Source organism: Bradyrhizobium sp. CCBAU 45384 (genome assembly GCF_028128665.1).
GTDB classification, from domain to species: Bacteria; Pseudomonadota; Alphaproteobacteria; order Rhizobiales; family Xanthobacteraceae; genus Bradyrhizobium; species Bradyrhizobium manausense.
Genome location: NZ_LBIZ01000117.1, coordinates 397,253 through 420,869, shown reverse-complemented (window position 1 = coordinate 420,869; position 23,617 = coordinate 397,253). Strand labels below are relative to the sequence as shown.

24 protein-coding genes are annotated in these 23,617 nt (G+C 63.3%); 18 read left to right on the top strand and 6 right to left on the bottom strand.

Features of this window, described 5'->3' with window-relative positions; translation table 11 throughout:
• Positions 1–51 precede the first annotated feature (51 nt).
• Positions 52–1,029 (bottom strand): DUF2336 domain-containing protein, encoded by a 978-nt coding sequence (locus XH80_RS33415; RefSeq protein WP_271602274.1) that lies wholly within the window; start codon positions 1,027–1,029, stop codon positions 52–54.
• A gap of 257 nt (positions 1,030–1,286) precedes the next feature.
• On the opposite strand from XH80_RS33415, the gene XH80_RS33410 reads away from it, so the two are divergent.
• The 5 genes from XH80_RS33410 (at position 1,287) to XH80_RS33390 (ending at position 4,444) form a co-directional block, all read left to right on the top strand.
• The gene (locus tag XH80_RS33410) at positions 1,287–1,475 is read left to right on the top strand and encodes a hypothetical protein (RefSeq protein WP_057753048.1); all 189 of its coding nucleotides are present in this window, start codon (positions 1,287–1,289) and stop codon (positions 1,473–1,475) included.
• Between the two features lie 15 nt (positions 1,476–1,490).
• Positions 1,491–2,252 (top strand): hypothetical protein, encoded by a 762-nt coding sequence (locus XH80_RS33405; protein WP_271602273.1) that lies wholly within the window; start codon positions 1,491–1,493, stop codon positions 2,250–2,252.
• A 359-nt stretch (positions 2,253–2,611) separates the two neighbouring features.
• Complete coding sequence (locus tag XH80_RS33400; protein WP_271602272.1) at positions 2,612–3,418, top strand: transglutaminase-like domain-containing protein; 807 nt, start codon at positions 2,612–2,614, stop codon at positions 3,416–3,418.
• Positions 3,419–3,750: 332 nt separating this feature from the next.
• The gene (locus XH80_RS33395; protein ID WP_271602271.1) at positions 3,751–3,945 is read left to right on the top strand and encodes a hypothetical protein; all 195 of its coding nucleotides are present in this window, start codon (positions 3,751–3,753) and stop codon (positions 3,943–3,945) included.
• Positions 3,946–4,264: 319 nt separating this feature from the next.
• Positions 4,265–4,444 (top strand): hypothetical protein, encoded by a 180-nt coding sequence (locus XH80_RS33390; RefSeq protein ID WP_271602270.1) that lies wholly within the window; start codon positions 4,265–4,267, stop codon positions 4,442–4,444.
• A gap of 329 nt (positions 4,445–4,773) precedes the next feature.
• On the opposite strand, the gene XH80_RS33385 is transcribed toward XH80_RS33390, so the two are convergent.
• Entirely contained in the window at positions 4,774–5,070 is a 297-nt protein-coding gene (locus tag XH80_RS33385) for a hypothetical protein (RefSeq protein ID WP_271602269.1), read from the bottom strand.
• Positions 5,071–5,211: 141 nt separating this feature from the next.
• Between XH80_RS33385 and XH80_RS33380 the strand changes: the two genes are divergently transcribed.
• From XH80_RS33380 to XH80_RS33365, 4 genes are read left to right on the top strand one after another with little or no spacing between them, the layout of a single operon-like run.
• Complete coding sequence (locus XH80_RS33380; protein WP_271602268.1) at positions 5,212–8,619, top strand: CHAT domain-containing tetratricopeptide repeat protein; 3,408 nt, start codon at positions 5,212–5,214, stop codon at positions 8,617–8,619.
• 26 nt (positions 8,620–8,645) lie between these two features.
• The gene (locus tag XH80_RS33375; RefSeq protein ID WP_271602267.1) at positions 8,646–9,089 is read left to right on the top strand and encodes a hypothetical protein; all 444 of its coding nucleotides are present in this window, start codon (positions 8,646–8,648) and stop codon (positions 9,087–9,089) included.
• Entirely contained in the window at positions 9,089–9,283 is a 195-nt protein-coding gene (locus tag XH80_RS33370) for a hypothetical protein (protein WP_271602351.1), read from the top strand. The genes XH80_RS33375 and XH80_RS33370 overlap by 1 nt, the downstream gene beginning before the upstream one ends.
• Before the next feature lie 2 nt (positions 9,284–9,285).
• Positions 9,286–10,050 carry a hypothetical protein gene (locus tag XH80_RS33365; protein ID WP_271602266.1) on the top strand — a complete coding sequence of 255 codons (765 nt, stop codon included), beginning with the start codon at positions 9,286–9,288 and terminating at the stop codon, positions 10,048–10,050.
• Positions 10,051–10,363: 313 nt separating this feature from the next.
• Here the strand turns inward: XH80_RS33365 and XH80_RS33360 are convergent, their stop codons facing one another.
• Positions 10,364–11,050 carry an L-2-amino-thiazoline-4-carboxylic acid hydrolase gene (locus XH80_RS33360; protein WP_271602265.1) on the bottom strand — a complete coding sequence of 229 codons (687 nt, stop codon included), beginning with the start codon at positions 11,048–11,050 and terminating at the stop codon, positions 10,364–10,366.
• A gap of 131 nt (positions 11,051–11,181) precedes the next feature.
• Here XH80_RS33360 and XH80_RS33355 point away from each other — a divergent pair, with 131 nt between their 5' ends.
• A complete protein-coding gene (locus XH80_RS33355) occupies positions 11,182–11,808 on the top strand; it encodes a LysR family transcriptional regulator (protein WP_271602264.1) in 627 nt (208 codons plus the stop codon).
• A 47-nt stretch (positions 11,809–11,855) separates the two neighbouring features.
• On the opposite strand, the gene XH80_RS33350 is transcribed toward XH80_RS33355, so the two are convergent.
• Complete coding sequence (locus tag XH80_RS33350) at positions 11,856–12,002, bottom strand: hypothetical protein (protein ID WP_245317157.1); 147 nt, start codon at positions 12,000–12,002, stop codon at positions 11,856–11,858.
• A gap of 146 nt (positions 12,003–12,148) precedes the next feature.
• Between XH80_RS33350 and XH80_RS33345 the strand changes: the two genes are divergently transcribed.
• From XH80_RS33345 to XH80_RS33320, 6 genes are all read left to right on the top strand, one after another.
• Positions 12,149–12,325: a hypothetical protein gene (locus tag XH80_RS33345; protein WP_237859342.1), complete on the top strand. Its 177-nt coding sequence runs from the start codon at positions 12,149–12,151 to the stop codon at positions 12,323–12,325.
• A 178-nt stretch (positions 12,326–12,503) separates the two neighbouring features.
• Complete coding sequence (locus XH80_RS33340) at positions 12,504–12,869, top strand: hypothetical protein (RefSeq protein ID WP_271602263.1); 366 nt, start codon at positions 12,504–12,506, stop codon at positions 12,867–12,869.
• Between the two features lie 110 nt (positions 12,870–12,979).
• The gene (locus tag XH80_RS33335; RefSeq protein WP_271602262.1) at positions 12,980–13,372 is read left to right on the top strand and encodes a FixH family protein; all 393 of its coding nucleotides are present in this window, start codon (positions 12,980–12,982) and stop codon (positions 13,370–13,372) included.
• A gap of 83 nt (positions 13,373–13,455) precedes the next feature.
• Complete coding sequence (locus XH80_RS33330) at positions 13,456–14,832, top strand: efflux RND transporter periplasmic adaptor subunit (protein ID WP_271602261.1); 1,377 nt, start codon at positions 13,456–13,458, stop codon at positions 14,830–14,832.
• A complete protein-coding gene (locus XH80_RS33325; RefSeq protein ID WP_271602260.1) occupies positions 14,829–17,999 on the top strand; it encodes an efflux RND transporter permease subunit in 3,171 nt (1,056 codons plus the stop codon). Before XH80_RS33330 ends, XH80_RS33325 begins: the two co-directional genes overlap by 4 nt.
• A gap of 135 nt (positions 18,000–18,134) precedes the next feature.
• Positions 18,135–18,560, top strand: coding sequence for a hypothetical protein (locus XH80_RS33320; protein WP_271602259.1), 426 nt, complete (start codon positions 18,135–18,137; stop codon positions 18,558–18,560).
• Between the two features lie 339 nt (positions 18,561–18,899).
• Here the strand turns inward: XH80_RS33320 and XH80_RS33315 are convergent, their stop codons facing one another.
• Positions 18,900–20,357: an adenylate/guanylate cyclase domain-containing protein gene (locus tag XH80_RS33315; protein ID WP_271602258.1), complete on the bottom strand. Its 1,458-nt coding sequence runs from the start codon at positions 20,355–20,357 to the stop codon at positions 18,900–18,902.
• Between the two features lie 243 nt (positions 20,358–20,600).
• The gene (locus tag XH80_RS33310) at positions 20,601–21,347 is read right to left on the bottom strand and encodes a Crp/Fnr family transcriptional regulator (RefSeq protein ID WP_271602257.1); all 747 of its coding nucleotides are present in this window, start codon (positions 21,345–21,347) and stop codon (positions 20,601–20,603) included.
• Between the two features lie 467 nt (positions 21,348–21,814).
• Here XH80_RS33310 and XH80_RS33305 point away from each other — a divergent pair, with 467 nt between their 5' ends.
• Positions 21,815–22,132, top strand: coding sequence for an ArsR/SmtB family transcription factor (locus XH80_RS33305; protein ID WP_057753110.1), 318 nt, complete (start codon positions 21,815–21,817; stop codon positions 22,130–22,132).
• A 49-nt stretch (positions 22,133–22,181) separates the two neighbouring features.
• The gene (locus XH80_RS33300; protein ID WP_271602256.1) at positions 22,182–23,549 is read left to right on the top strand and encodes an NAD(P)-binding domain-containing protein; all 1,368 of its coding nucleotides are present in this window, start codon (positions 22,182–22,184) and stop codon (positions 23,547–23,549) included.
• The last annotated feature ends 68 nt before the right edge of the window (positions 23,550–23,617 follow it).

The following is a 23,617-nucleotide window of genomic DNA, read 5'->3' as shown; positions in this document are numbered from 1 at the left end:
GTGGTTAGAGCGCGGTACGTTACCAAACGTCGGTGCCTGAAGAGGCAGGCGTTATCGCTCCGACGCCCCGCCTGAGCCCGTGCGCACCGCCGGGCTCGATCCCGGCTGCACGCTCGGCCGCGACGGGCTGGACGCGCCGCGTGCGCGCTGCCGGTCGCTGTCATGCAGCGACGGCTGATATTTCGTGCGCGTGACGGCGAGCGTCGAGCCGCGCCAGGCGGCGAGCATCACCAGCGCCGAGCGGTCGCTGATGCGGTCATAGAGCCGCGATAGCCGATAGACCTCGTTCACGGAGGTGCCGATCGCGGGCTTGAAGAACAGCAGGATGCGCTGGAAGTTCGGGCTCGGCATGTCGAGCGCGCGCGCGGCAACCGCGAGCGCCTCGCCGCCGGCGTCCTCGACGATCTGCGTTGCGACGCGCGAGGGCAGGATCAGCGTGTCGCCGAGCTCGTAGGTGAAGCTGTCGACATCGCCCGCGATAGCCGCCATCTCCAGGACCTGGATCGCGCGCTTGGCATGCACGGTCGGAATCCGCGGCGCGGCCTTCAGCGGCGTCTGCGCCAGGTTTTGCAGCATCAGCGCGCGCTGGCTCGCATCGGCGCTGAAGAACGTGTCGTGGATCTCGGCCGCTTCCTTCGGCTGCATCGCCATGTTGGCGGCCATGTGCGCCTCCGTGTCCGTCGGCGCGCGGGCGGGCGAGGGGGCAAGCGTAGCTTCCGGGATTGTGCGCGCGAGCGGCACGCGGCGGCCTTCCTGCGCCGCGACCAGGCCGAGCTTTTGCAGCACGGGCACGGGCGTGTGCGGATAGATCGCAAGCTTCGCCTTGACGGCCGCGCGCGTCGCGTCGTCGACCTGATCGATCAGCCGCGTCGCAAGCTCGATGAATTGACGCTGCTCGTCCTCGGTGTGGGTGCTGGCCTGGACATAGAGATCGGTCAACACGCGCAACAGGGTGGGGCGAACATCGACGCCCTCGCGGCGGGAGAGTGTCATCAGCCCGTCGAATCCGGGAAACAGCGACTTGGTCATGGAGGCGTACGCAACTTCGGAAGAACTGTCGTCTCAGCCTATCAAGGGTTCCTTTAAAGGTTGCTTAAGGAAAACGAAATGTGAAGCAAACCCGCTCAATTCAAGCTATCTCGTCTCGCTGCGGGACGGCGGCGAGGCAACGGTCCGTGCGGTTACGGTCCGAGAGCCGTGTTTACACCCCGTTAACCATAAACTGATCCTAATGACCCCCATGTTGCTGGGGCGCGTTCGGCCGCGCGGCAGTTGAGAGAGCTGACATGGGGACCATCATCGAATTTCCGGCCGGTCGCCGGGTGGGCTCGTCGGGGGACGTCACACCGCGCGCGGACATGGGAACGATCCTGATCCTTCCCGTCATCCGCATCGAGCGCGACAGCGACGAAACCAGCGGCGACCGTGGACCGGAGCAGGGCACCGCGCCGGGGCGCCGCCGCCGTCGCCGCTGAATTGCGGCTTTTGCAATGCCGGGCTCCATCCATCAGATCCGCACCATTCGATCGGCCATTCTGTTCGCAGCCCTGGGCACCGCGCTCGCTGGCTGCAGCGGCGGTGATTTCGGCCGCACCCGCGCCGACATGCGCAGCGACGATATGCACGGCTGGCTCGGCCTTGAGGCCACCGGGAGCCTCGGACTGAAGTCCTCCCAATTCCAGTTGACCGACGAGGAGCGCCAGCTTCGCGACCTCGCCTATCCCATGATCGAGCCGCCGCTGTCCCGGCCGGCCTGGAAAAGCGTGTTCGGCGATTACAAGGCCCTGCCGGCACCGTGGCGCCAGAAGGTCGTGTTCGACCGCACCATGTACGGCCGTACGCTGATCGACGAGCCGCATCGCTCGCACGCCTCGCGCTATGCGCAGCTGATCGAGGACGTGCGCAACGACATCACCCGCTTCGAGCCGTTCTTTGCCTGCGCGATCCGCGTCATCGATCTCGACAGAAAGCGGGACGCCAGCATGGCGCGGGTCTCCGCGCTGTCGCCACAGGAAAAGGCGGACGCCGTCGCGCGCATGCAGGAGAACTCGCTGATCGTCCAGTGGGTGCAGCAAAGCCTCGAGCAGCGCGTCTCGTCCTATCGCTGGGCGCTGGAGCGGCTGGTGATCCAGGCGCCGGACGGCATGGCCGCCGACGCCGACCGCCTGATCGGCGAACTCGCCGCGCAAACCGCCAATCCGCCTGTCATCTCGCAGCCGCCTTACGGCCGCGCGGTCGTCTCGAAGGGCTGAGCGCGGATCGCGGTCACCATCGCGGCCGGGGTGGCGTGACGCCCGCTGGTCGCGATCCTGCCGATCCCCTCATCGCCAAAGAAACGCATGAACGGACACAAGCCGATCTTTTTCTGCAACTCGCTGGATTTAAGAGATAAGGTGCAGGTCAGGGTCCTGCACAAGCATTCGAGCTTGTCGCAAGCGGCTCAAGGTGTCGAATGAACAGTTGACCAGCGTCGTTCGCAAGTCTGGCAGCTCGATTTCGGCCGTCATCAAGGAAGCCGCTACTTTGAAATAGCGGATCGGCAGCCGCCGTTGCCAGCACACAACATCGGCACGGCAATTCGAGCCAGTGCAGTCGGAGTCAGGCCCCAAGCATGAAAATCGGTGTTGGCTTCGAAATGATCTACGACTTCGAGCAGGTCACACCGTTGATTGCTGTGGTCGGCACGCATTTTACCCGGGCATCCGACGTCATTGTGCCGGATTACCTCATCACCGAGCCTTCCGTACCGATCACGCCCTATCGCGACGGCTTCGGAAACTGGTGCAGTCGGCTCGTCGCGCCTGCCGGCCGCATGCGTCTTTCGGCCAACGGGACATTGCGCGACAGCGGGTTGCCTGACGTGATCGCGCCTTCCGCCACGCAATATCGGGTTGAGGATCTGCCACCTGATACCATCGTTTATCTGCTTGGCAGCCGCTATTGCGAAACCGATCGTCTTTCCGACATCGCATGGAAGCTGTTCGAGAAAGCCCCGCCGGGCTGGCCACGGGTCCAGGCGATCTGCAATTTCGTGCATAATCACGTCGCGTTCGGCTACGAGCACGCGCGCGCCACAAAGACGGCATGGGAAGCATTCAACGAGGGCAAAGGCGTCTGCCGCGACTATGCCCATCTTGCTGTTGCATTCTGCCGATGCATGAACATTCCGGCGCGCTATTGCACCGGCTATCTCGGCGACATCGGCATCCCGCCGCCCCACGCCCCCGGGGACTTCGCAGGCTGGTTCGAAGCTTATCTTGGCGGTCGCTGGTATACTTTCGATCCGCGCAACAACACTCCGCGAATTGGTCGCGTGCTGATCGCTCACGGCCGCGATGCGGCAGATGTTCCGATTACCCAGACTTTCGGACCCAGCACGCTCGTCAGCTTCAAGGTGTGGACTGATGAGCTTGCGTAAGGCGCTCGCCCCGCGGCGCCGATTGTTTGAGATTGATCTCGCTAGTTGGCGAGAAGACTGCTAGACAACTGGCATCACCGCGCGCTTCGTGGCTGTTATCGGTGACTGAGAGCGTTGCGCTCCCGCCTGAGCCCAAGAGGAGGCGGAGAGATGTCAAATCCCGACAAGTTCGACATTCGTGAGTGGCTTGTACCACCGTTGTTGGTGCCGATCTTTCTCGTATTGCTGATTGCCGTCGCGGCCAATCTATAGTGGCAAGTCCGTTCAATCAGCACACGTCGAAACAGCAGACCGGGGCGCCGGGGCCAGTTCCAGCCAGACGGGAGCCGACAATGGCAAACACCGCGATCATCAGGGATGCCTACGGGGTTCCGGCAATCTTTGTCGGCTCGAAAACGGGCCGAGAGGATGCGCCCTTTGTTTTCGTGCGGGTCGGAGGCGAAGAACGCCGGATGCGTTGGTCCGAGTGGGATGCTCTTCCGGCCTGGACCGGCGAGCATCCGTCCTGGGCCAGCAAGAGCAAATAGCGATAGGACTTCGGCGTGAAGAAAGTTCGACCAGCCACCTGGCTAGCGGCCCTCTTGCTTGTATCGGCTTCGGGCGAATCCGCGTTAGCGGCTTCCGCTGCGGAACCGAATTGCCGTGCGATCGAGAGCACCAGTGCGCGACTCTCCTGTTACGATGCGGCGTTTCCACCAAAGATCACGAAACCTGCCGAAAACGGTATCGCCGCGTCGTCGGGATACAAAGACCCCTTCCTTGTGGAAGAGGCCCGAACCGCCGCAAAGCTGAAGAACATATGCCGCGGTTGCTGAGGTTCGCCGCTCGCGGGAGCTATGATAGCGCATGAAACATCAGGGCATTGAATACACGGTCGTCCAGACGATCAATCCGTCAGGCTGGAAATGGTCGTTTGAGCGAGATGGTCGGTCCCCCAAAACCGGAATCGCCTTCGACCGAGCGGAGGCCATCACCGCAGCTCAACGCGCGATCGGCCAATTGCTCAGAGATCGGCAGCGCCAATAAGCACGCTCGGTTCGCAGCGGCTTTGCCCGACGCGATGAACTTTTGTACGTGACGTCGAGACCAACCTTCATCGGGATTTTACTCTCACCCTCCCGGGGCTGGTAACCCGCCGCCTGCGCTCTATTTAAGCGGGCGGCGTTTTTGTTTGCGGTGACGCTCCTGCAGCGATACCGCGGCTGACGAGAGCAATTTTTTGATTGCGTTTGGGAACGTTGTCGAAGAGGCGGCTTTGAGGGTCATCACCTTTTCGGACCCCGGGCTATTATCGGTGACTGAGAGCGATTGCTCCCGCCTCCAAGCTGCGGGATGCACGTGTGCAGTAGGTGCGATCAGATCGAGATTGAAACTGAACAGCTCCGTCGCCTGATATCGCCGGGAATGGAAGCACTCAGCTTGGTCATGATCCGATGTGCCATCGAATCGTTGGAAGCTGACAGGGAGGCAGTCAAGCACCACGGCAGCCCGCCTTCATGAAGCACATTCGAGAACAAGGTGTTGGGGGCGATTGTTGCCCTGCGGTAGACAGCTTCGGTATCCCAGGCCGCTGCCGTCCATTCTGGCACGTCCGCTTCGCTTTGCGAGACCCGCAGCAGCAACCAGCCCGATAACCCGCGGTCCGCCTGCACGGGCGCCCCAGGAACCTGTACCCGCCGCAGCCCTTGCCGTTCAGCATATGGTCGAACAGCCCTGATTGGCGCTTGTTCTCCCAAGCCATATCGATAGGATTGGGCTGTTATCTAAGTCATTTTGCACGAAGGTCTTTTGGGATGAGCAACAGTTCCGGGACGCTGCGTGACACCCGTCGAAATTCCACGCCTTCGCGAAAACTTCTGGTCCTTGCCCTCCTGCTGGGATCGACCGGGACGGCTGCCGCGCTGACCAAGGAGGCGGCAATCGAGAATTGCAGGATGACCGTCGGCAAGCCGATCGTGCAGGCCTGCATGCATGCGGGCGGCGGTGCCGATCGGGAAGCATGCCGCGCCAAGGCCTCGCCGCAGGTCAAAGCCTGCGTGATGGCGGCGCTCAATGCCGCCAACGGCCGCGCCAATGTCGCGGTCGAGGTACCGAAGGAAGAGGCGCCCAAGCTGGCGCCGGGGACTGCGCTGCCCAAGGATTTCATCGCGCCGCCGCGCACCATCTCCGACATCACCGCGATCCTCGACAGCGAAAAGCCGAACGAGAAGCTGATTGCGGAGCTGAAAGCGGACGCGGATTCGACGCCCACGGGCAAGGAGTCCCGCGAGGATCTCGCCCAGTTCTATTTCGATCGCGCCAATGCGCGCGCCCAGCTCGGACGGCTTGCCGAAGCCATCGCTGACGCCAACAAGGCCATCGAGGTCGGACGCGGCGCCATCAGCGCAAACATGATGGGTCGGCTGACACAGCTTGCCGCCCTGCAATATTCGAACGCCGGCGATCCCAAGCGTGCACACGAGATCATGCAGAGGCAGTTGCGCGAGGTCGCCACCGCGCCGGGCGCGAAGGGGTATCTATTCAACGCCAATCGCTCGATCGCAGGCATTCTCATTCAAATGGGCGACATCCCGCAGGCCGAAGCCTATCTGCGCCGCAGCCTGGCCGGGATCCAGGAGGCTCGCACCAGCGGCCTCCCCGCATGGCGCGCCTCCTATGCGAAGATGGGGCAGAATTGGGAGGGAGAAATCGAGAGCACCCGCGCCATGATCTTCGAGGCGCGCGGGCAGTTCAAGGAAGCCGAAGCCTCCTATCGTCTGGCCGAGCAGCGCAAGCGCGCCGGCATGAAGGCCGTGATGGAGTCGGACAATCCTCCCGCTGAAACCGTCGTCTTGCAGACCATCGACTATCTGGTTCTGAGCCAGGCGCGCATGAAGGCGCGGCAGGGCAGGCTCGCCGAAGCCGAGGTCGACGCGCGCCGGGCGCTGTTGTCGCGCCTGAAGGACACCGGCAAGTACAATCCGGTGACGCCGCGTTATGTGATGGGATTGGCCGGCATCCTGGTCGACGAGGGCCGTTACGAGGAAGCGGAGCAGCTCGGCCGCGTCGCGCTGGAGATCAACAAGACGGTCGGCGTGCCGGAAGACTCGCAATCGACCGTGCAGCTGCTGTCGCAGCTCGCCGGCATTCTCAACCTGCGGCGCAACAATGCCGAAGCCAGCGACCTGTTTGCGCGGATCGACAAGGCGGTCGCCAATTGGGATCCGCAGCGCCGCCAGGTCATCGAGCTCAATCCGGCGCGCATTCTGGCGCTCTACAATTCCGGCCAGCTCGACGCCGGCATCGCCGCCGCCGAGCAACTGGTCAAGAAGCAGGTCGGGCGGGTCGGCGAGAACCATTTCGATGCGGCGTCGGCGCGCGGCACCCTGGCGATCGGCCTGATGCGCGCACGGCGCGATACCGACGCCATCAGGGAGTTCAAGGCCGCCATTCCGATCATGATGGCAAATGCGAACGAGAACGCCGACGACGAGAACACGACCGTGGTGGCCGCGCGCAGCCAGCGGCTGCAGACCATCGTCGAGAGCTACCTGCTGCTGCTCGCGCGGGCCGAGGGCACCAGCGGCGCCGTGGGCGAGGAGACGTTCAGTCTTGCCGATGCCATCCGTGGCCGCTCCGTGCAGCAGGCGCTCGCGGCCTCAAGCGCGCGTGCCGCCGCCAAGGATCCCGCGCTGGCCGAGCTCGTGCGCAAGGAGCAGGATCTGACAAAACAGGTCAACGCCCAGCTCGGCACGCTCAACAACGTCCTCGCCATTCCCTCGGCGGAGCGCGACGAGAAGGGGGCGCAGCAGATCCAGGCGTCGATCGCGGCCTTGCGCGGTGAACGCGACAAGGCGCGCCAGGAGATCAAGCAGAAATTCCCTGTTTATGCCGATCTGGTTTCGCCGAAGCCGCCGAGCGTTGCCGAGATCCGCGCCACGCTCGCCGACAACGAAGCGATGTTGTCGTTCTATTTCGGCCAGAACGGCAGCTTCGTCTGGGCCGTGCCGAAATCGGGCCCGGTGGCCTTTGCCGCCGTCAATGCCAGGGGCGGCGACATCGAGACCAAGGTCCGCAAGCTGCGCGAGGCGCTGGAGCCGCAGGCGGCGATGATCTCGGACATTCCGCCATTCGACCTGAAGCTCGGTTATGAGCTCTACGAGCTGTTGCTCAAGCCGGTCGAGAGCGGATGGAAGCCCGCCAAGAACCTGATTGTGGTGACCAACGGCGCGCTCGGCCTGCTGCCGCTGTCGCTGCTGCCGACCGCACCCGCAGAGGTGGCTGTGGAGGAGGATCCGCTGTTCGTCGGCTATCGCAACGTGCCGTGGCTGGCGCGGACCCATGCCGTCTCGACCGTGCCATCGGCCGCGGCGCTGCGCACGCTGCGGCAGCTGCCGCCCGGCAAGCCCGGCCGCGGCGATCTCGTGGCATTCGGCGATCCCTATTTCAACAAGGATCAGCAGGCCGAGGCAGAAAGCGCCGACGGCAAGGTGCAGGTCGCCGATGTCGGCGGCAATGTCACCCGCGGCATGCCGCTGAAGCGTCGCAGCAGCCCGAAGCTCGAAGGCGTCGACAGCGCCGAGCTCGGGCTCTTGCCTCGTCTCCCTGATACGGCCGACGAGCTCAAATCGATCGCGCTGGCCTTGCAGGCGGATCCCTCCAAGGTGCTGTTCCTCGGCAAGAATGCGACCGAGAGCGCGGTGAAGACGATGAATCTCTCCGGCTTCAGGATTCTGGCGTTCGCCACCCACGGTCTCGTGCCGGGCGAGCTCAACGGCCTGACGCAGCCCGCTCTCGCATTGTCGTCGCCGGCGGTGACGGGCGAGGGCGGAGACGGCCTCCTCACCATGGAGGAGATCCTGGGCCTGAAGCTCGACGCCGACTGGGTGATCCTGTCCGCCTGCAATACCGGCGCCGGGGCAGGCGCCGGTGCCGAGGCGGCCTCCGGCCTTGGCCGCGCGTTCTTCTATGCGGGAACGCGCGCGCTGCTGGTCACCAACTGGTCGGTGCATTCGCAATCGGCCCGCCAGCTCGTGACCGATCTGTTCAAGCGGCAGGCCGACGATGCAAAATTGTCGCGGAGCGAAGCGCTGCGGCAGGCAATGATGGCTCTGGTCGATGGTCCCGGTTACCTGAACGGCGAGGGCAAGACCGAGTTCGCCTACGCGCACCCGCTGTTCTGGGCGCCGTATACGATCATCGGTGATGGCGGCGTGCGATGATTGACGTGGGGAAGGTTGGAAGGACAATGACGCGGGATATCTGGCTTGGGCTTGTTGCCGCTGGTTTGTTGTTTTCAGGAACCTCGCGGGCGACACAACTGATCACGGAAGAAGAAGCAAAACTGCCGCCACCGAAGGGCGCGGTCGCGGCTGACCGGCGCGGCATCCTGCGCGGTCCCAAGGTGGAGGTCGTCTCGCCCGGAGAGTCCGTCGCCTCTCCCTTGAAGCTGCAACTGAAATTCGAGTCGTTCGGCGGGGCCAAGATCGATCCGGAATCGGTCAAGGTGATCTTCCTCCGCACGCCGAACGTCGATCTGACGCCCCGCATCAAGCCGTTCGTCCGGGCCGACGGCATCAACATGCTGGACGCGGAATTGCCGCCCGGCGATTACACCATGCGGGTCGACATCAAGGACAGTGACGGGCGGCCCGGCACGGCCATCTTCACCCTCAAGGTCGCACCCAAGTGATGTGTCCCTACTGCCAGGCCGAGAATGCCGATCGCGCGCTGGTCTGTGCGTCCTGTTCGCGCGACATCGCCGTGCCGGCGACACTGATTGCCGAGCGCGACGATCTCCTGCGCAAGCGCGACCAGCTGCGCGATGAGCTGGCGCGCGCCAGAGAAGAGATCGAGACCATCATGCGGCGCAGGACGTCGCGCTGACGATGGAGTGTCCATTCTGCGCCGAGACGATCAAGGACGAGGCCATCGCGTGCAAGCACTGCTCGCGTGATCTGCGCGTGGTGCGGCCGACGCTGCTGGAGATCGACGACATCGTTGCCGAGCTGGACAGGCTGAGGCGCGATCTCGATCGCGTCAATGTCCGGCTCGAGCGCTACAAGAATCCGCTGCGCTATTACGGGACGCATGCCGTTCTCTACGTCGTCATTCCGTCCGTCCTGCTCACGCTCGCGCATGTTCTAATCACCATCACCTTCAATCTGTCGCCAATTCCGCTCCGCATCGCCTCGATCGTCATCCCGCTGCTGTTCGGGTTCGCAGCCTATCCCCTGCATCGGGTCTCGACATGGGGGGCGTTCGTGCTGGCGCTGCTGCTCGCCAGCGTCAGCATCCAGGCGATGCTGACGGTGACCGGATTTCACGACGACGTTCCGATCCTGCCGACGGTGTGGGTCGAGTGGCGCGAAGTGTTCGAATACGGCGCGAGCATCCTGCTCGCCTTCGTGTCCGGAAACATATTGGGGGTCGTGATCTTTCAGGTCTTGCCGCGCGTCCTGGGCCAGGGCGGCAAGCCCAATGCGTTCGCCTTCAAGATGGCGCGCCTGCTCGGGCAGCATGTCGGCGAGGAACAGCTCCGCCGCCGCGCCCGCCTGATTCAGGACCTGATGCAGACCATCGGCCCGCTGGCCGGCGTCGCCGCGACCGCGGTGGGCTCGATCTATGCCGGCCTGAAGGGCTTGCTCGGATAGTTATTGCTGGTTGCGCCGGCGGCTGGACTGGTTGCGGGGCTTTGCGCGCCGGCGCTGCGGCGCGCATTAAAGCGGAATGGAGATTGAATCGATTGCGCCGGCTTGTTCACCTCTGCAGCTTGCGGGAGAGGTCGGCGCGAAGCGCCGGGTGAGGGCTTTCCCCTCCTGGGGATTGTCCCGTTGCGGAAAAACCCTCTCCCCGACTCTCTCCGGCGAGCGGGAGCCCACCTCCGTCGTTGCGGCAATCAAATCCTCATTTCATCGCGCTTTGGCGCGGCTCACGAACGCGCGACGCGGGTCCCGTGCGACGTCATCAGTCATGTTGCAATCGCGAGAAGCGGAAATTGCAGTGGCTCGCGCCGCCGGCGAGTGTTTGCGTCCGTTCCAGACGGATGCCGCGCGTGGCATAGGCGTCGAAATCGAGCCCGCAAATATTCGGCAGGATCTCCTCGTCGCCGTGGCGGCCGGCGAATTTGCAGAAGCCGCAGGCCCGGTAGTTGATTCCGAATTCAAATTTGTCACCCGGCGCGGGCTCGACGAAATCGTAGACAAAATCCTCCGGAAATGCGGCCTGATGGCTCTCGCTCGTGCTCTTCGCCGCCTGCCCGCGCAGCAAGGCCTGGTTCTCCGGCGACATGAACTGATCTCCCGCGGCGAGGCGTTCCGCCTCCGGCTCAGTGAGCAACTGCGCCTTGTAGGTCTGCCGCTCGATCTCGCCGATCACGGGCACCGGCACACCGTGCCGCCGCAGCACGCGGCTGATGGCCATGAAGCCGGTGAGGCGGATGAAAAAATCGCTCATGCGGCTGGCTGCGCCGCCGACATAGGGCATCTGCGTGAGCACGATGGCGAACTCGTCCATCACCTCCTGCCTGACGGCGTCGACGTCGGACAAATGCGTGCGCTCGTGCAGCATCGGCCCGGCCAGGTCGAGGCGCTGGCGCATGGCGGATTCCATTGCGCCGCGATGTTGTTCGTAGAAGGGATGGATCTCGGCCAAGGGGGATCTCCTGATGTTGCGGACCGACCGTATCCGGCGACATCACTGCTGCGCAAAGCATCATTCCTGCAGTTCAGCGCAAGAAAATCTATTGCAAGACGACCGCCCATCGGTGTCAAACTTGCACCGCGATGACCTATGCCCTTCCGCCACTCAACGCGCTCCGTGCTTTTGAAGCCGCCGCGCGGCATCTCAGCTTCAAGCTGGCTGCGCACGAGCTGCACGTGACGCCCGCCGCCGTTGGGCAGCAGGTGAAGGCGTTGGAGGCGCGCCTCGGCGTGCAGCTGTTCGAGCGGCTGCATAAGCAACTCGTTTTGACCGCGGCAGGTCAGGCCTATCTGCCCGGCGTGTCCGCAGGTTTTCGCCACATCGCGGAGGCGACCTCGCAATTGAAGCCCGAAGGTGCGGTGCTATTGCAGCTGGGCGTCCACGCCAGCCTTGATCTGCGCCGTCTTGATCTCGCGGCATTTCGGAGTGCGCATGCGGAGATCGGCTTGCGCGTGCTCCAGCCCGCCGGCCTGCATGAGTTGGTCGAGGGCAAGGTCGATCTCCTGATCGCCCGCAGCCTTGGCCATCATCCTGGTTACCGCTGTGACAGGGTCACCGAGGGGACAGGGCTTGGCGACTGGCTGATCGCCCCCGAGGGCACCGCAGATTGCCCGGAGGTCGTCAGCTTTCGCGAATGGCTGCGCGCCGTGATGAATGAGAAGGCGCGCGCAAGCCGCCAGCCGCGGCTGGTCGGGGGCGTCGGACGCTGATTCTTATCGGCGATGAGACCGGCCATGAGCACGGCAGTCCGGATTGATCATCGCTGTCCCAGAAATGCATTGAGCGGTATTTGCGCTTCGTACTGGCGCGCCTTTTCCAGGAGAACATCTCGCAATTGTCCATCCGGCAGCAGCTGCGCCTGCGCGCGGGCTTCGCGCGCAGCCTCCGCGAGCCTTTCGCTCAACGTCTTCTCCTGCCGTATTCTTCGTCGGACCTGGCTCATTTGGTCCGTAACGCAGGATAGGCCCTTGCGTTCCCAGGTCACAGGATCTGCAGCGCCGGAACGCCAGCTTCGCCCACGCGTTAACTCCGATATCGAAGGAGAACGTCGTGAGCGTTGAAGGCAAGATCAAGGAAGGCGCCGGCTACATCAAGGAAGAGATGAACGAGCACGGCAAGGATCCGAACAGCCAGCGCAAGGCCCAGGAGGGCCGTGATCTTCGCAACGAAGGTCGGATGGAAGACGGCAAGCCGCCGAAAACCACCAAGCCGGGCACCGGCCACTGATCCCTCTTGTTTTGAAACCGCCCTTGACCCGTGTCAGGGGCGGTTTCGTATGAGCGGAAAGCGGTGCACGGCGATCTCTGCCTCGGTCACGAGCCCTTGATCATAATCAATGACTGGTTTCCCGGCCCGGATATGGTACTGAGGCCGTGGTCCCGGCCCGAGAGGCACGTCGTTTTCGATGCAGTTTGTCCGTACCCTACTGGCCTTCGTCATCGCCATATCCTTGGCGATGCTGCCGGTTGGCGCGTCCGCGTCTAGCATCGCGATGTCGTCGGACGACATGCAGACGAGCATGCACATGAGCGGCGATGCCGACATGTCGATGGACGATTGCTGTCCCGACATGAAGGGAACGGGCTCTCATACCGGCGGCGCCAAATGCGGTATGGGCTTCTGCTGCGTCGGCGGGATCATCATGCTCGCTGACATCAGGCCGGTCGCCTTTGCATATCTCGCTGCCGTCGCCGGCAAGATGGTCCTTCCTGAGGATCAGGTCGCCTCTTACCGTGGCGGCAGTCCTCCCTTCCGACCTCCTCGAATCTGATCCCGCAAAGCCTGAGACGTGAGCGGCAAGCGATGACCGCTGCTCGCGACGACGACTGACGTGCGCGCGCCCTGCGCCACGGCGGAAGATCAATTCATGAGGACAGAAAGATGCTTTCCAAATTCAAGACGGCGGCTCTTGCCGCCATCGTTTCGCTTGCCGCTTCCGCCGCGATGGCGGGCGCGGGCGACTACACGTTCGAGCCCATCAAGGCGGAGATGAAGAAGGGCGATGACGTCACGCTCGCCGTTCGCCTGACCAACAAGCTATCAGGCAAGCCGGTGCCGGACGCGGTGATCTTCAAGACTCGCGTCGATATGGCGCCCGACGGCATGGCCGAGATGGAATCGGCGGTTGCGCCGCTGCCGTCGAAGGAGCCGGGCGTATACGCCTTCAGGACGGACCTGCCGATGCCGGGCCGCTACCAGATGACGTTGTCCGCGAAGGTGCAGGGCGAAGCTGAGACCGTCACCGGCAAGGTGATCGTCACGGCGACCAAGTGAACCATCGGGCGCTGCGAGTCGGCGCCCGATAGTCCCTCTCCATTCACACGGACGCGCGCTCCCGGGTGCGCGAAAGACACGCCATGAAAACGCTGCGTCTTCTGACGGCCGTTGCGCTGGGGTCTGGCCTTGCCTTGATCGCTGACAGCTATTCGAACGGGGAGTTCGCCCCGAGCGCATCGGCCGCGGACCGAACGCCGCTCTATTATCGCGATCCCAGCGGCGCGCCACTCTGGTCATCGGGTCCAAACAAGGATGACCGGGGGCGGGACTATCTGCCGGTCTACGACGACGATCGTGCGGCCGCATCGCAGGCGAAGCCGCCGCAGCAGGCGCCGTCCTCGCGGAAAATCCTCTACTACCGCAATCCCATGGGCCTGCCCGACACCTCGCCGATGCCGAAGAAGGATTCGATGGGGATGGACTACATCCCCGTCTACGAAGGCGACGACACCGACGACGGCGCCGTAAAACTGTCGCCGGGCAGGATCCAGCGCACGGGCGTCAAGTCCGAGCCGGTCGAACGGCGCGCGATTCGCGTCGCCGTGAAGGCGCCCGGCACGATCCAGCTCGATGAGCGCCGCGTCTCGGTCGTCGCGATGCGCGCCGAGAGCTTTGTGCAGAAGGTCGCCGACGTCACCACAGGTACCCGCGTCAAGGCCGGCCAGCCGCTGATGGACATCTACAGCTCGGCCGTCGCGTCGGCTGCTGCGGAATATCTTGCGACGATCACCTCCAAGGTGGTCGGCGGTGTCGAGATGTATGGCCGCGGTTCGCGCCAGCGGCTGGTCAATCTCGATGTGCCGGAGCCTGTTATCGCGGAGATGGAGAGGACGCGGACAGCGCCGGTCACCATCAGCTGGTCGGCGCCGCGCGACGGGATCGTGCTGGAACGCAACGTCATCGAAGGCATGCGCGCCAATCCCGGCGATGTGCTGTTCCGCATCGCGGACACCTCGGTCGTCTGGGCGCTGATTGACATCGCCGAACGCGATCTTGGCGCCGTCGCGGTCGGGCAGTCGGTGGCCGTCCGGGCGCGCAGCTTTCCCGGCCGGACGTTCGCCGGCAAGATCGCGATCGTCTATCCGCAGGTCAATCGCGATACCCGCACCGTTCGCATTAGGGTCGAACTCGCCAATCCCGATGCCGTGCTGCTGCCGGACATGTATGTCGATGCCGACATCGACACGGCGGACGCCGCGCCCGTCCTGGCGGTGCCCGACAGTTCGGTGCTCGACGCCGGCAGCCGGCAAGCCGTTCTCGTCGACAAGGGGGAGGGGCGCTTCGAGCCGCGGCCGGTCAAGCTCGGCCGTCGCGGTGGCGGCTATATCGAAGTGCGGGAAGGGCTTGCGGATGGCGAGGCGGTGGTCACCTCCGCCACCTTCCTGATCGATGCGGAAAGCAATCTGAAGGCGGCGCTGAAGGGCTTTGATGCCGGCGCGATGGGAGATCGCAAATGATCGCCCGCATCATCGCCTGGTCGGCGCGCAGCCTGCTGCTCGTCTTGTTCGGCACCGGTTTCGCGGCCGCTGCCGGATTCTATGCGCTGGTCCATCTTCCGCTTGATGCGATCCCCGATCTCTCCGATACGCAGGTTATCGTCTACACCGAATATCCCGGTCAGGCGCCGCAGGTGATCGAGGACCAGGTCACCTATCCGCTGACGACGGCGATGCTGACCGTGCCGAAATCGAAGGTGGTCCGCGGCTTCTCCTTCTTCGGCGTGTCGTTTGTCTACGTGATCTTCGAGGATGGCACCGACATCTACTGGGCGCGCTCGCGCGTGATGGAATTCCTCAACGGCGCGTCGTCCAGGCTTCCGGCCGGCGTCACCCCGACCATCGGACCCGACGCGACCGGCGTCGGCTGGGTCTACCAATATGCGGTGATGTCCAAGGAGCTGAACCTTGCGGATACGCGCACGATCCAGGACTGGAATTTGAAGTTTGCGCTGGCCAAGGCCGAAGGCGTTGCCGAGGTCGCCAGCATCGGCGGCTTCGTCAAGCAGTACAACGTGGTGCTCGACCCGCAGCGGATGCGCGACCGTGGCATCAGCATGGCAAAGATCCGTGAGGCGATCCGTGCCAGCAATGCCGATGTCGGCGGCCGGACCGTCGAGCTTTCCGAGTTCGAGTATGTCATCCGCGGCAGAGGCTATATCAAGAGCGTCAACGATCTCGGCAATATCGTCCTGAAGACCAGCAACGGCACGCCGGTGCTGTTGCGGGACGTCGCCGCTGTCGAGCTTGGCCCTGACGAGCGGCGAGGCATCGCCGAGCTGAACGGCGAGGGCGAGGTCGCCAGCGGCATCGTGCTGCAGCGGTTCGGCGTCAACGCCCTCGATGTCATCGAGAACGTCAAGAAGCGCTTCGAGGAGATCGCGAGCAGCCTGCCGAAATCGGTCGAGATCGTGCCGGTCTACGATCGGTCCAATCTGATCTATGCGGCGATCGATACGCTCAAGCATACCTTGTTCGAGGAGAGCGTCGTCGTCGCCCTGGTCTGCATCGTGTTCCTGTTGCATGTCCGCAGCGCCCTGGTCGCGATCCTGATGCTGCCGGTGGGCGTGCTGATGGCCTTCGGCGCCATGAAGCTGCTCGGACTCGGCTCCAACATCATGAGCTTGGGTGGCATCGCGATCGCGATCGGCGCGATGGTGGATGCCGCCATCGTCATGATCGAGAACGCCCACAAGCATCTCGAACGTGCCAGGCCCGATCAGCGGCGCATCCAGGTCCTGATCGACGCCGCATCCGAGGTCGGGCCGGCGCTGTTCTTCAGCCTGCTGATCATCACGGTGTCGTTCATGCCGATCTTCACGCTGGAGTCGCAGGAGGGGCGGCTGTTCAGCCCGCTGGCGTTCACGAAGACCTTTTCGATGGCGGCAGCAGCGCTTCTGTCGGTGACATTGGTGCCGGCGCTGATGGTGATCTTCGTCCGCGGCCGGATTGTCCCGGAGAGCAGGAACATCATCAACCGCGTTCTGATCTGGATCTATCGCCCCGTCATCAAAGGCGTGCTGCACGCCAAGACGCTGGTGATCCTGGCTTCCGTCGCCGTTCTCGCCGTCACGATATGGCCGGCGCGCCAGCTCGGCACCGAGTTCATGCCTGTTCTGAACGAGGGCACGCTGCTCTACATGCCGACGACGCTGCCCGGCATCTCCGTCACCAAGGCGGCCGAGCTGATGCAGATGCAGGATCGCATCATCAAATCGTTTCCCGAGGTCGCTTCGGTCTACGGCAAAGCGGGACGCGCTGCGACTGCGACCGACCCGGCGCCGACCGAGATGTTCGAGACCGTCGTCAATCTGAAGCCGAAGCAGCAGTGGCGCGCCGGCGTCACCGTCGACAGCCTGATCGCCGAGATGGACAAGGCCCTGCAGTTTCCCGGCGTCTCCAACGCCTGGACCATGCCGATCAAGGCGCGCATCGACATGCTCTCCACCGGCATCCGCACGCCTGTCGGCGTCAAGGTGATGGGTACGGACCTCATCGAGATCGACAGGCTGGCAAAGCAGATCGAACGCGTCATCAAGACCGTATCAGGGACGTCGTCCGCTTACGCCGAGCGCGGCATCGGCGGCTATTATCTCGAGATCGTCCCCGATCGCGAGGCGCTTGCCCGCTATGGCCTCCTGATCCAGGACGTCCAGGACACCATCGCGGCCGCGCTCGGTGGCCAGACGGTCACGACGACAGTGGAGGGCCGCCAGCGCTTCACGGTTAACATGCGCTATCCGCGCGACTTGCGCGACAATCCCAAGGCCATCGCCAGCGATGTCCTGGTGCCGATGCCGTTCGGAGGTGCCGTGCCGCTCGGCGAGGTGGCCAAGGTCGAGCCCGCGCGCGGTCCGACGTCGATCCGCACTGAGAACGGCCAGCTTGCGACTTACATCTATGTCGACATCAGGGATCGCGACATCGGCAGCTACGTCGCTGACGCGCAGCGCGCCGTGACGGAAAGCATCCAGTTTCCCGCGGGCTATTACGTGGTCTGGAGCGGGCAGTATGAATATCTCCAGCGCGCCGCCGCCCGGCTCAGAATAGTGGTGCCGGTGACGCTGACGATCATCTTCCTGCTGCTCTACCTGAATTTTCGCGCCATGACCGAGACCCTGATCGTGATGCTGTCGCTGCCGTTCGCGCTGGTCGGCGGCATCTGGATGATGTGGTGGCTCGGCTTCAATTTGTCAGTCGCCGTCGCGGTCGGTTTCATCGCGCTCGCCGGCGTTGCCGCCGAGACGGGCGTCGTGATGCTGATCTATCTCGATCATGCGCTGGAAGAGGTGAAAGCCGCGTGCAGCAGCGAGGGAAGGCCGCTGACACGCCACGATCTCCACAATGCCATCATGGTGGGCGCAGTCGAACGGGTGCGGCCCAAGATGATGACGGTGGTCGCCATCACCGCCGGTCTGCTGCCGATCATGTGGAGCAGCGGGGCCGGATCGGAAATCATGCAACGCATAGCGGTGCCGATGATCGGCGGCATGATGTCGTCGACGGTGCTGACGCTCGTTGTGATCCCCGCCATCTTCGGCCTGGTGAAGGGGCGGGGGCTTCCTCCGGGGGAGCGACCGGCTCTTCATGATGATCGTCCCGTGCAGGCCGCGGAGGCGGCCGAATAGACCGATCCTCCGGTCACGGCGATGTCACCACTGCGCCAGTTGTCCACAGCCACGATACGCAGTGGCGGTTTGCGGATCCGACCTACCAGCCATCGATAATTTGCCAACGCGCGGTCACGTTGCTTTGATCGCGGCATGAGCACCAAATCACGTGAGGTCATCTGGAGCGGCCGCATCATGGGGGCGGAGATTTCCGCCAAGCATGCGCGGGAGCAAGCGAAGAAGGCGGTGCGCGAGGCCGATCGTGCCGAGGCCGAAGCCTGGTCGGTGCGCATGGAAGGTTACGGCGGTCCCGCGCAGCCCTCGCCGACCATCGGGCAGTGCCTCAATGGCGGCATGGGCTGGCTCGAGGTCGAGTGCATCAGGTGCAAGTCGCGCGCGAGCCTGCCGCTCGATGCGATCCGCCGTCCCCGCGATACGCCGATCTGGAAGCTGGAGGCCTCGCTGAAGTGCCGCTCATGTCGCAAGGGCCGGTCCGCGCCGCCCGTCCACATGATCAAGCTGACGGAAGCGCGGAGCATCACGCCGTACAAATGGGTTCATCCGACCGAGGAGCGGTAGGATGACGCGGTGCGAGCCGCGCTGTCCGGAGGTCATCCATCCCCGAATGCGTGCCCTATCTGTATAGCAGGGATGCGAGGCACATGATGAGCATCGCGGTGCTCAGTGCAATCGCCACGAGGGCCCGCTCTGCCTTGTTGGATAAATCGTCTTCTGGCATTGCGCGCCCCACTGCGATGGCGCTGGGTCAACCTAACAAATATCAAGTTGTTCCTCCGCGGTCTCACTTAACGATCGCCCGGCCGCAACGAAGGTCTGAACCCGGATGCCGCACCATGGCGGTGCGTGCAACGCTCATGCAGCCCTCGAGGAGACCTCAAATTTGACCCGAGCGATTGGCTACGATCGACCGGTGATGCGATAGACTCGTGCGTTACCTTCCACGCCGCGCAATGGCGCATCGAATTCCTCGACGTCGTGTCCCGTCAGCAACTGGCGAACACCAGGCGCCGTGTAGAGCGCTTCCGTCAGACAGATTTCACCGGCATCCGCGAACGACTGCACCCGCGCCGCTATATTTACCGTTTGGCCGAAATAGTCGAGATTTTCATTGAGGGTCACCGCGATTGAGGGCCCGCAATGTGCGCCCATTTTGAGGACAATGGCGGGCTGGTCTCGCTCGAAGTTGAACTGGCCGATTCCTTGCAACATTTGGAGCGCGGCTGCGACTGCGTCTGCCGGCCGGGAGAACGCAGCCATGACGGCATCTCCGATGGTCTTCACGATAGCACCAGCATGCCGTTGGGCGATTGCGTCGAGCAGAGCGAAATGTTCCCTGACCAGCGCATAGGCGTTGAGATCTCCGAGATGCTCGTAAAGAGCGGTCGAGCCCTTCAGGTCGGTGAACAGGAGGGTCACCTGCCGGACGCCGAGGCCTTCCTCCTCGTCCACCCGCTCGGAGCGGAAGAGCTTGCGGAAAGTCTGCCGCGTCAGCAGCATGCCGCCAGACACGTAGGGGTCAAACTCGAGTGTCGGCTTCTCTGGCATAGCTACGATCTCAGGTGGCCAGTTAACCAAGAGCACCGAGCCGCGCTTCGTGCCCGTATTGCTGATCTCGAAGACGGCACGTCCCGACGGCACAGCCGAAACAGCGGATGTGAAGCGTTGCCCATCGTAGGTGATGCGAATGACTGTCGGAGTGCTGGGCGGGGGTGCCGAGGAGTCCGCGACTGGAAGTGCAAAGCCGGCCTGCGTCTGGACGTTAACGCCTGAGAGGGCGCCGGGGTTAATCTCGGTCTGCAGGGTCGTGGTCACGCCTGGTGGCAGATATGTCATGCCGCGCACGAGAGTGCGCAGAACATCAACAAATCGGGTTTGTCCGCCGGGCAGCCGCCCGCTGTCAGCAAATTTCAGCTTCCAATGCAGGTCTTCGATCGAGAGGTTGTCAACGTCGTGCAATGCGAGGCGCCGTACTTGCGGCGAGACGCAGAAAGAAGCTTGGATGAAGTCGTCGAGGTCGGTCTGACCGTCGATATCGCACAGCCCGCAGACGAAATGACTCCGGAGTGCTCGCAGCTTGCCGAAGCTTTCCAGTACCAGGCCGGAATGGGGGCACAGGATGTCCCAATGCAGGTCGACCAGTCCGGCGCGAGCGGCGTGGAGGAACAGGTCGATCGCTTCCGGCTCAGCCACACCGCGATCTCGAGCGAACGCCAAGGGGTTGGCGCGGAAGATGCTGACCTCGTCGCCGCTACGGATCAGGGTTTCAAACTTGGAAATGACCCGGGGGCTCCAGGCCCTGGCCTGCTCGATCTGGGTCATCTTGCTTTCGAGAAGCCGTTCGTCAATGGATGTCATCGACAGCTCCTGACGGTGCCGATCTGCAAAAAATATCAATCTCGCAGCGCGGGGCGATCCGGCTGGCGATCCAAGCATAACACAACGGCAATACGTTGCTGTGCACCAATCCGGTCGGACAGGGCCGTCTTCGTCGCTAGAGCATGATCCGGAAAAGTGCGAAGCGGTTTTCCCTCGCGACAAACGCGGAACGCGTTTGCGCGGAGATCATGCTCAAACAAAGAGCTAAAGCGCGATGACGATTCAACCCAATCTCAGCGCGCTTCTGTCCGGGGCGAGCTTCGATCTTCCAAGCAAATAGTCTTGATTGAACTCCGCAATGGATTCCAGCTCTGCACGCTCCAGCAATTCCAGCGTTTGGCTTTGCCAGTCGATCAAGCGCCGACGTCGCAGTTCCTGGATTGTGCGATTGACGTGCACGGTCGAAAGGCCGCAAGCATCGGCAAAGTCAGCTTGTGTGAATGGCAAGTTCATTCTGCCACCGATTGCCAAGCCGACCTGCTGCAGTCGCGTCGCAAGTTCGCAGAGTAAATGGGCAACGCGCGGAAGGGCAGCGCGTGCTCCGAGGTTCTCCACCCAGTTTCGATAAATTGCCGCTTGGATAACGGTCTCTCCCCAGAGAGCGTAAGCGAGTGCAGGGAAATCCCGTAAGACCTGCCTCAGCGCAACGTGGCTGACGGTGGCGATCGTCGAGGGGCCCGTGCTGCACAGATCGTGATCCATGGTCGGTACATGCAAACCGTGAAGATCCGGGATATCGCCGGGCACGTAAAAAGCCGATATCTGATTTCGGTCTGAAATGACCCGTTGCAGCGACAGGAAGCCGGTCATCAATACGGTGCAGCAGGAGGCGCGATCACCCTGATGCACGACAATGTCTCCGTCGGCCAGATTGCGCACGGCGTACGGCAAACCGACCAGCGCTTTCTGCTCGCCATTCGACAGCCTGCTGACTGCAAGCAAACGTTCAATGAGCTTTTGGTGCGGCATTGGCAGCGCTCCCCGTTGCAGAAGCAGGCGGGAGCACGCTCGGTCTCTCAGCCACCGACGCCTATGGCAAAGCCTTGGCCGGTGATACCGGTAAACTAGCACAAGTCGTGTTGTTTCAAAGGACTTTCGACGGCGGCGAGGGCAGCGGAGAAGCGCTCAGCTTACTCATTTGGGTAAGAATACGCCAAGCGCTCAAGTCGTGTTGGGTCAAAGGGCCAGAAGCAGGTCAGGCTAAAGCATGATCCGGAAAAGCGCGCAGCAGTTTTCCGAAAAGATCATGCTCAAACAATACCTAAAGCGCGATGACGATTCATCCTATTCTCATCGCGCTTTAGACGGGCCCAAAAGCTGGCATCAGCCTTCGGGACCGACAATTCCGAAAATCTCAGGGCGCGGTTCGAATTTATATTTCCGATATTCTAGAAATACCGTTGACAGCTAGTCTGGACGGGCGCACTATGGTCGTCATGAAGATCGACGATGCAGCGGCGCGCTTGGAAGCTTTGGGTAATCGGACCCGGCTGCAGATTTATCGTGCCCTGGTTCGGGCAGGACACTCCGGCATGCCTGTCGGCCGCTTGCAGGACAGGCTGAAGATCCCGGCATCGACGCTGTCCCACCACATCAAGTCTCTGGTTGCGGTCGGGCTCGTCAGCCAGATCAGGGAATCCACGACCCTCGTTTGTCACGCGAACTTCGACGCGATGCGCGGGCTGGTGGATTTCCTGGCGGCGGAGTGCTGTGCGGACGAAATCGGATGCGGAGGCTCTCAATCGGCGGCCTGATTTTTTTTGCTCGGTTGTTCGATAATTCTAGAATGATGGGACTAACGAAATGAGCGAAGCGAAGACGATTGCGATCATCGGGGCCGGGCCTGTCGGCCTCGCGGCGGCCGCGCACGTGCTGGAGCGCGGCATGTCGCCGATCGTTTTGGAAGCCGGGCCGGAGGCGGGACATGCCATCCGCCAGTGGCAGCACGTCCAGCTGTTTTCGCCTTGGGAATACAATGTCGACAAGGCCGCAGCGCGTCTGCTCGCGCCGACGGGCTGGAATTCGCCTGACCCCCAGGCTTATCCGACCGGCGGCGAACTGCTTGAGGGATATCTCAAGCCGCTCGTCACGCGGACGCCATTGCGCGAGGTGATCCGCACCTCGAGCCAGGTCTCGGCCGTCAGCCGCGTCGGCTTCGACAAGGCGAAGACGAAGGGCAGGGAGCAGGCGCCTTTCGAAATCCGCTACCAGAACGGCAAGGGGCCGGAGGTTCTGCGCGCTGATGCCGTGATCGATACGTCAGGCACATGGTTCTCTCCCAATCCGGCCGGCAGCAACGGCCTGCCGGCGATCGGCGAGGCGGAGTGCGCCAGCCGTGTTGCCTATGGCATGCCCGACGTGCGAGGTCTCAATCGTTCCAGATATGCCGGAAAGAAAGTTGCTGTGCTCGGCGCCGGCCACTCCGCGGTCGGCACGCTGATCGATCTTGCTCGACTCGCCGAGGAGGTGCCGGAAACGCAGCCTGTCTGGCTGTTGCGCGGCGCTGACCCGGCAAAGGCCTTCGGCGGCGGTCGCGACGACAAGCTTGCCGCGCGCGGTGAGCTTGGCAATGCCTTTGCCGCGCTCGTGACGTCAGGAAAGATCAGGGTCGAGACCGAGTTCGGCGTCACGCATCTTACGGAGTCCGAGGGCCGCCTGAAGGTCTCGGCCGGCGCCGGCTGCGCTGCGCGAAGCATGGTCGTGGACGAGCTGATCGTATCGACCGGCTTCCGTCCCGACTTTTCGTTTCTGTCCGAGCTGCGCCTGCGGCTCGATCCGGCCATCGAGGCGCCGGTCGCACTGGCGCCGCTCATCGATCCCAACGAGCACAGCTGCGGCACCGTGCGCCCGCATGGTGCGCGCGAGCTCTCCCATGATGAGCCGGGCTTCTACCTTGCCGGCATGAAGTCGTATGGCCGCGCGCCGACCTTCCTGATGATGACCGGCTACGAGCAGGTGCGCTCGATTGCGGCCGACATCGCCGGCGACAAGAGGGCCGCGGCGAGAGTCGAGCTTGTGCTGCCGGAAACCGGTGTCTGCACCCGCGGCGGCGTCGAGACGACGAGTGCCGCGGGATGCTGCGGCGGGCCGGCGAAGCAAGAGGCGTCGGCCTGCTGTGCCGCCGATGAAACGGCAAAGAAGGCCGGCGCATCCGGTTGTGGTTGCGCATGAGCCATGCCGGTTGGGACGCCGTCGTCTTGGTCGCAAGAGGGGGAAGCTATTCATAGTCTGAGCGGTCG

Coding starts and splice junctions, on each gene's coding strand:
- XH80_RS33310 (WP_271602257.1), bottom strand. CDS start 21,347: ATGCCGCACCAAAAGCTCATTGAACGTTTGCTTGCAGTCAGCAGGCTG.
- XH80_RS33370 (WP_271602351.1), top strand. CDS start 9,089: ATGTGTCCCTACTGCCAGGCCGAGAATGCCGATCGCGCGCTGGTCTGT.
- XH80_RS33390 (WP_271602270.1), top strand. CDS start 4,265: ATGAAACATCAGGGCATTGAATACACGGTCGTCCAGACGATCAATCCG.
- XH80_RS33300 (WP_271602256.1), top strand. CDS start 22,182: ATGAGCGAAGCGAAGACGATTGCGATCATCGGGGCCGGGCCTGTCGGC.
- XH80_RS33400 (WP_271602272.1), top strand. CDS start 2,612: ATGAAAATCGGTGTTGGCTTCGAAATGATCTACGACTTCGAGCAGGTC.
- XH80_RS33405 (WP_271602273.1), top strand. CDS start 1,491: ATGCCGGGCTCCATCCATCAGATCCGCACCATTCGATCGGCCATTCTG.
- XH80_RS33315 (WP_271602258.1), bottom strand. CDS start 20,357: ATGACATCCATTGACGAACGGCTTCTCGAAAGCAAGATGACCCAGATC.
- XH80_RS33330 (WP_271602261.1), top strand. CDS start 13,456: ATGAAAACGCTGCGTCTTCTGACGGCCGTTGCGCTGGGGTCTGGCCTT.
- XH80_RS33410 (WP_057753048.1), top strand. CDS start 1,287: ATGGGGACCATCATCGAATTTCCGGCCGGTCGCCGGGTGGGCTCGTCG.
- XH80_RS33415 (WP_271602274.1), bottom strand. CDS start 1,029: ATGACCAAGTCGCTGTTTCCCGGATTCGACGGGCTGATGACACTCTCC.
- XH80_RS33320 (WP_271602259.1), top strand. CDS start 18,135: ATGAGCACCAAATCACGTGAGGTCATCTGGAGCGGCCGCATCATGGGG.
- XH80_RS33375 (WP_271602267.1), top strand. CDS start 8,646: ATGACGCGGGATATCTGGCTTGGGCTTGTTGCCGCTGGTTTGTTGTTT.
- XH80_RS33395 (WP_271602271.1), top strand. CDS start 3,751: ATGGCAAACACCGCGATCATCAGGGATGCCTACGGGGTTCCGGCAATC.
- XH80_RS33305 (WP_057753110.1), top strand. CDS start 21,815: ATGAAGATCGACGATGCAGCGGCGCGCTTGGAAGCTTTGGGTAATCGG.
- XH80_RS33365 (WP_271602266.1), top strand. CDS start 9,286: ATGGAGTGTCCATTCTGCGCCGAGACGATCAAGGACGAGGCCATCGCG.
- XH80_RS33325 (WP_271602260.1), top strand. CDS start 14,829: ATGATCGCCCGCATCATCGCCTGGTCGGCGCGCAGCCTGCTGCTCGTC.
- XH80_RS33380 (WP_271602268.1), top strand. CDS start 5,212: ATGAGCAACAGTTCCGGGACGCTGCGTGACACCCGTCGAAATTCCACG.
- XH80_RS33340 (WP_271602263.1), top strand. CDS start 12,504: ATGCAGTTTGTCCGTACCCTACTGGCCTTCGTCATCGCCATATCCTTG.
- XH80_RS33355 (WP_271602264.1), top strand. CDS start 11,182: ATGACCTATGCCCTTCCGCCACTCAACGCGCTCCGTGCTTTTGAAGCC.
- XH80_RS33335 (WP_271602262.1), top strand. CDS start 12,980: ATGCTTTCCAAATTCAAGACGGCGGCTCTTGCCGCCATCGTTTCGCTT.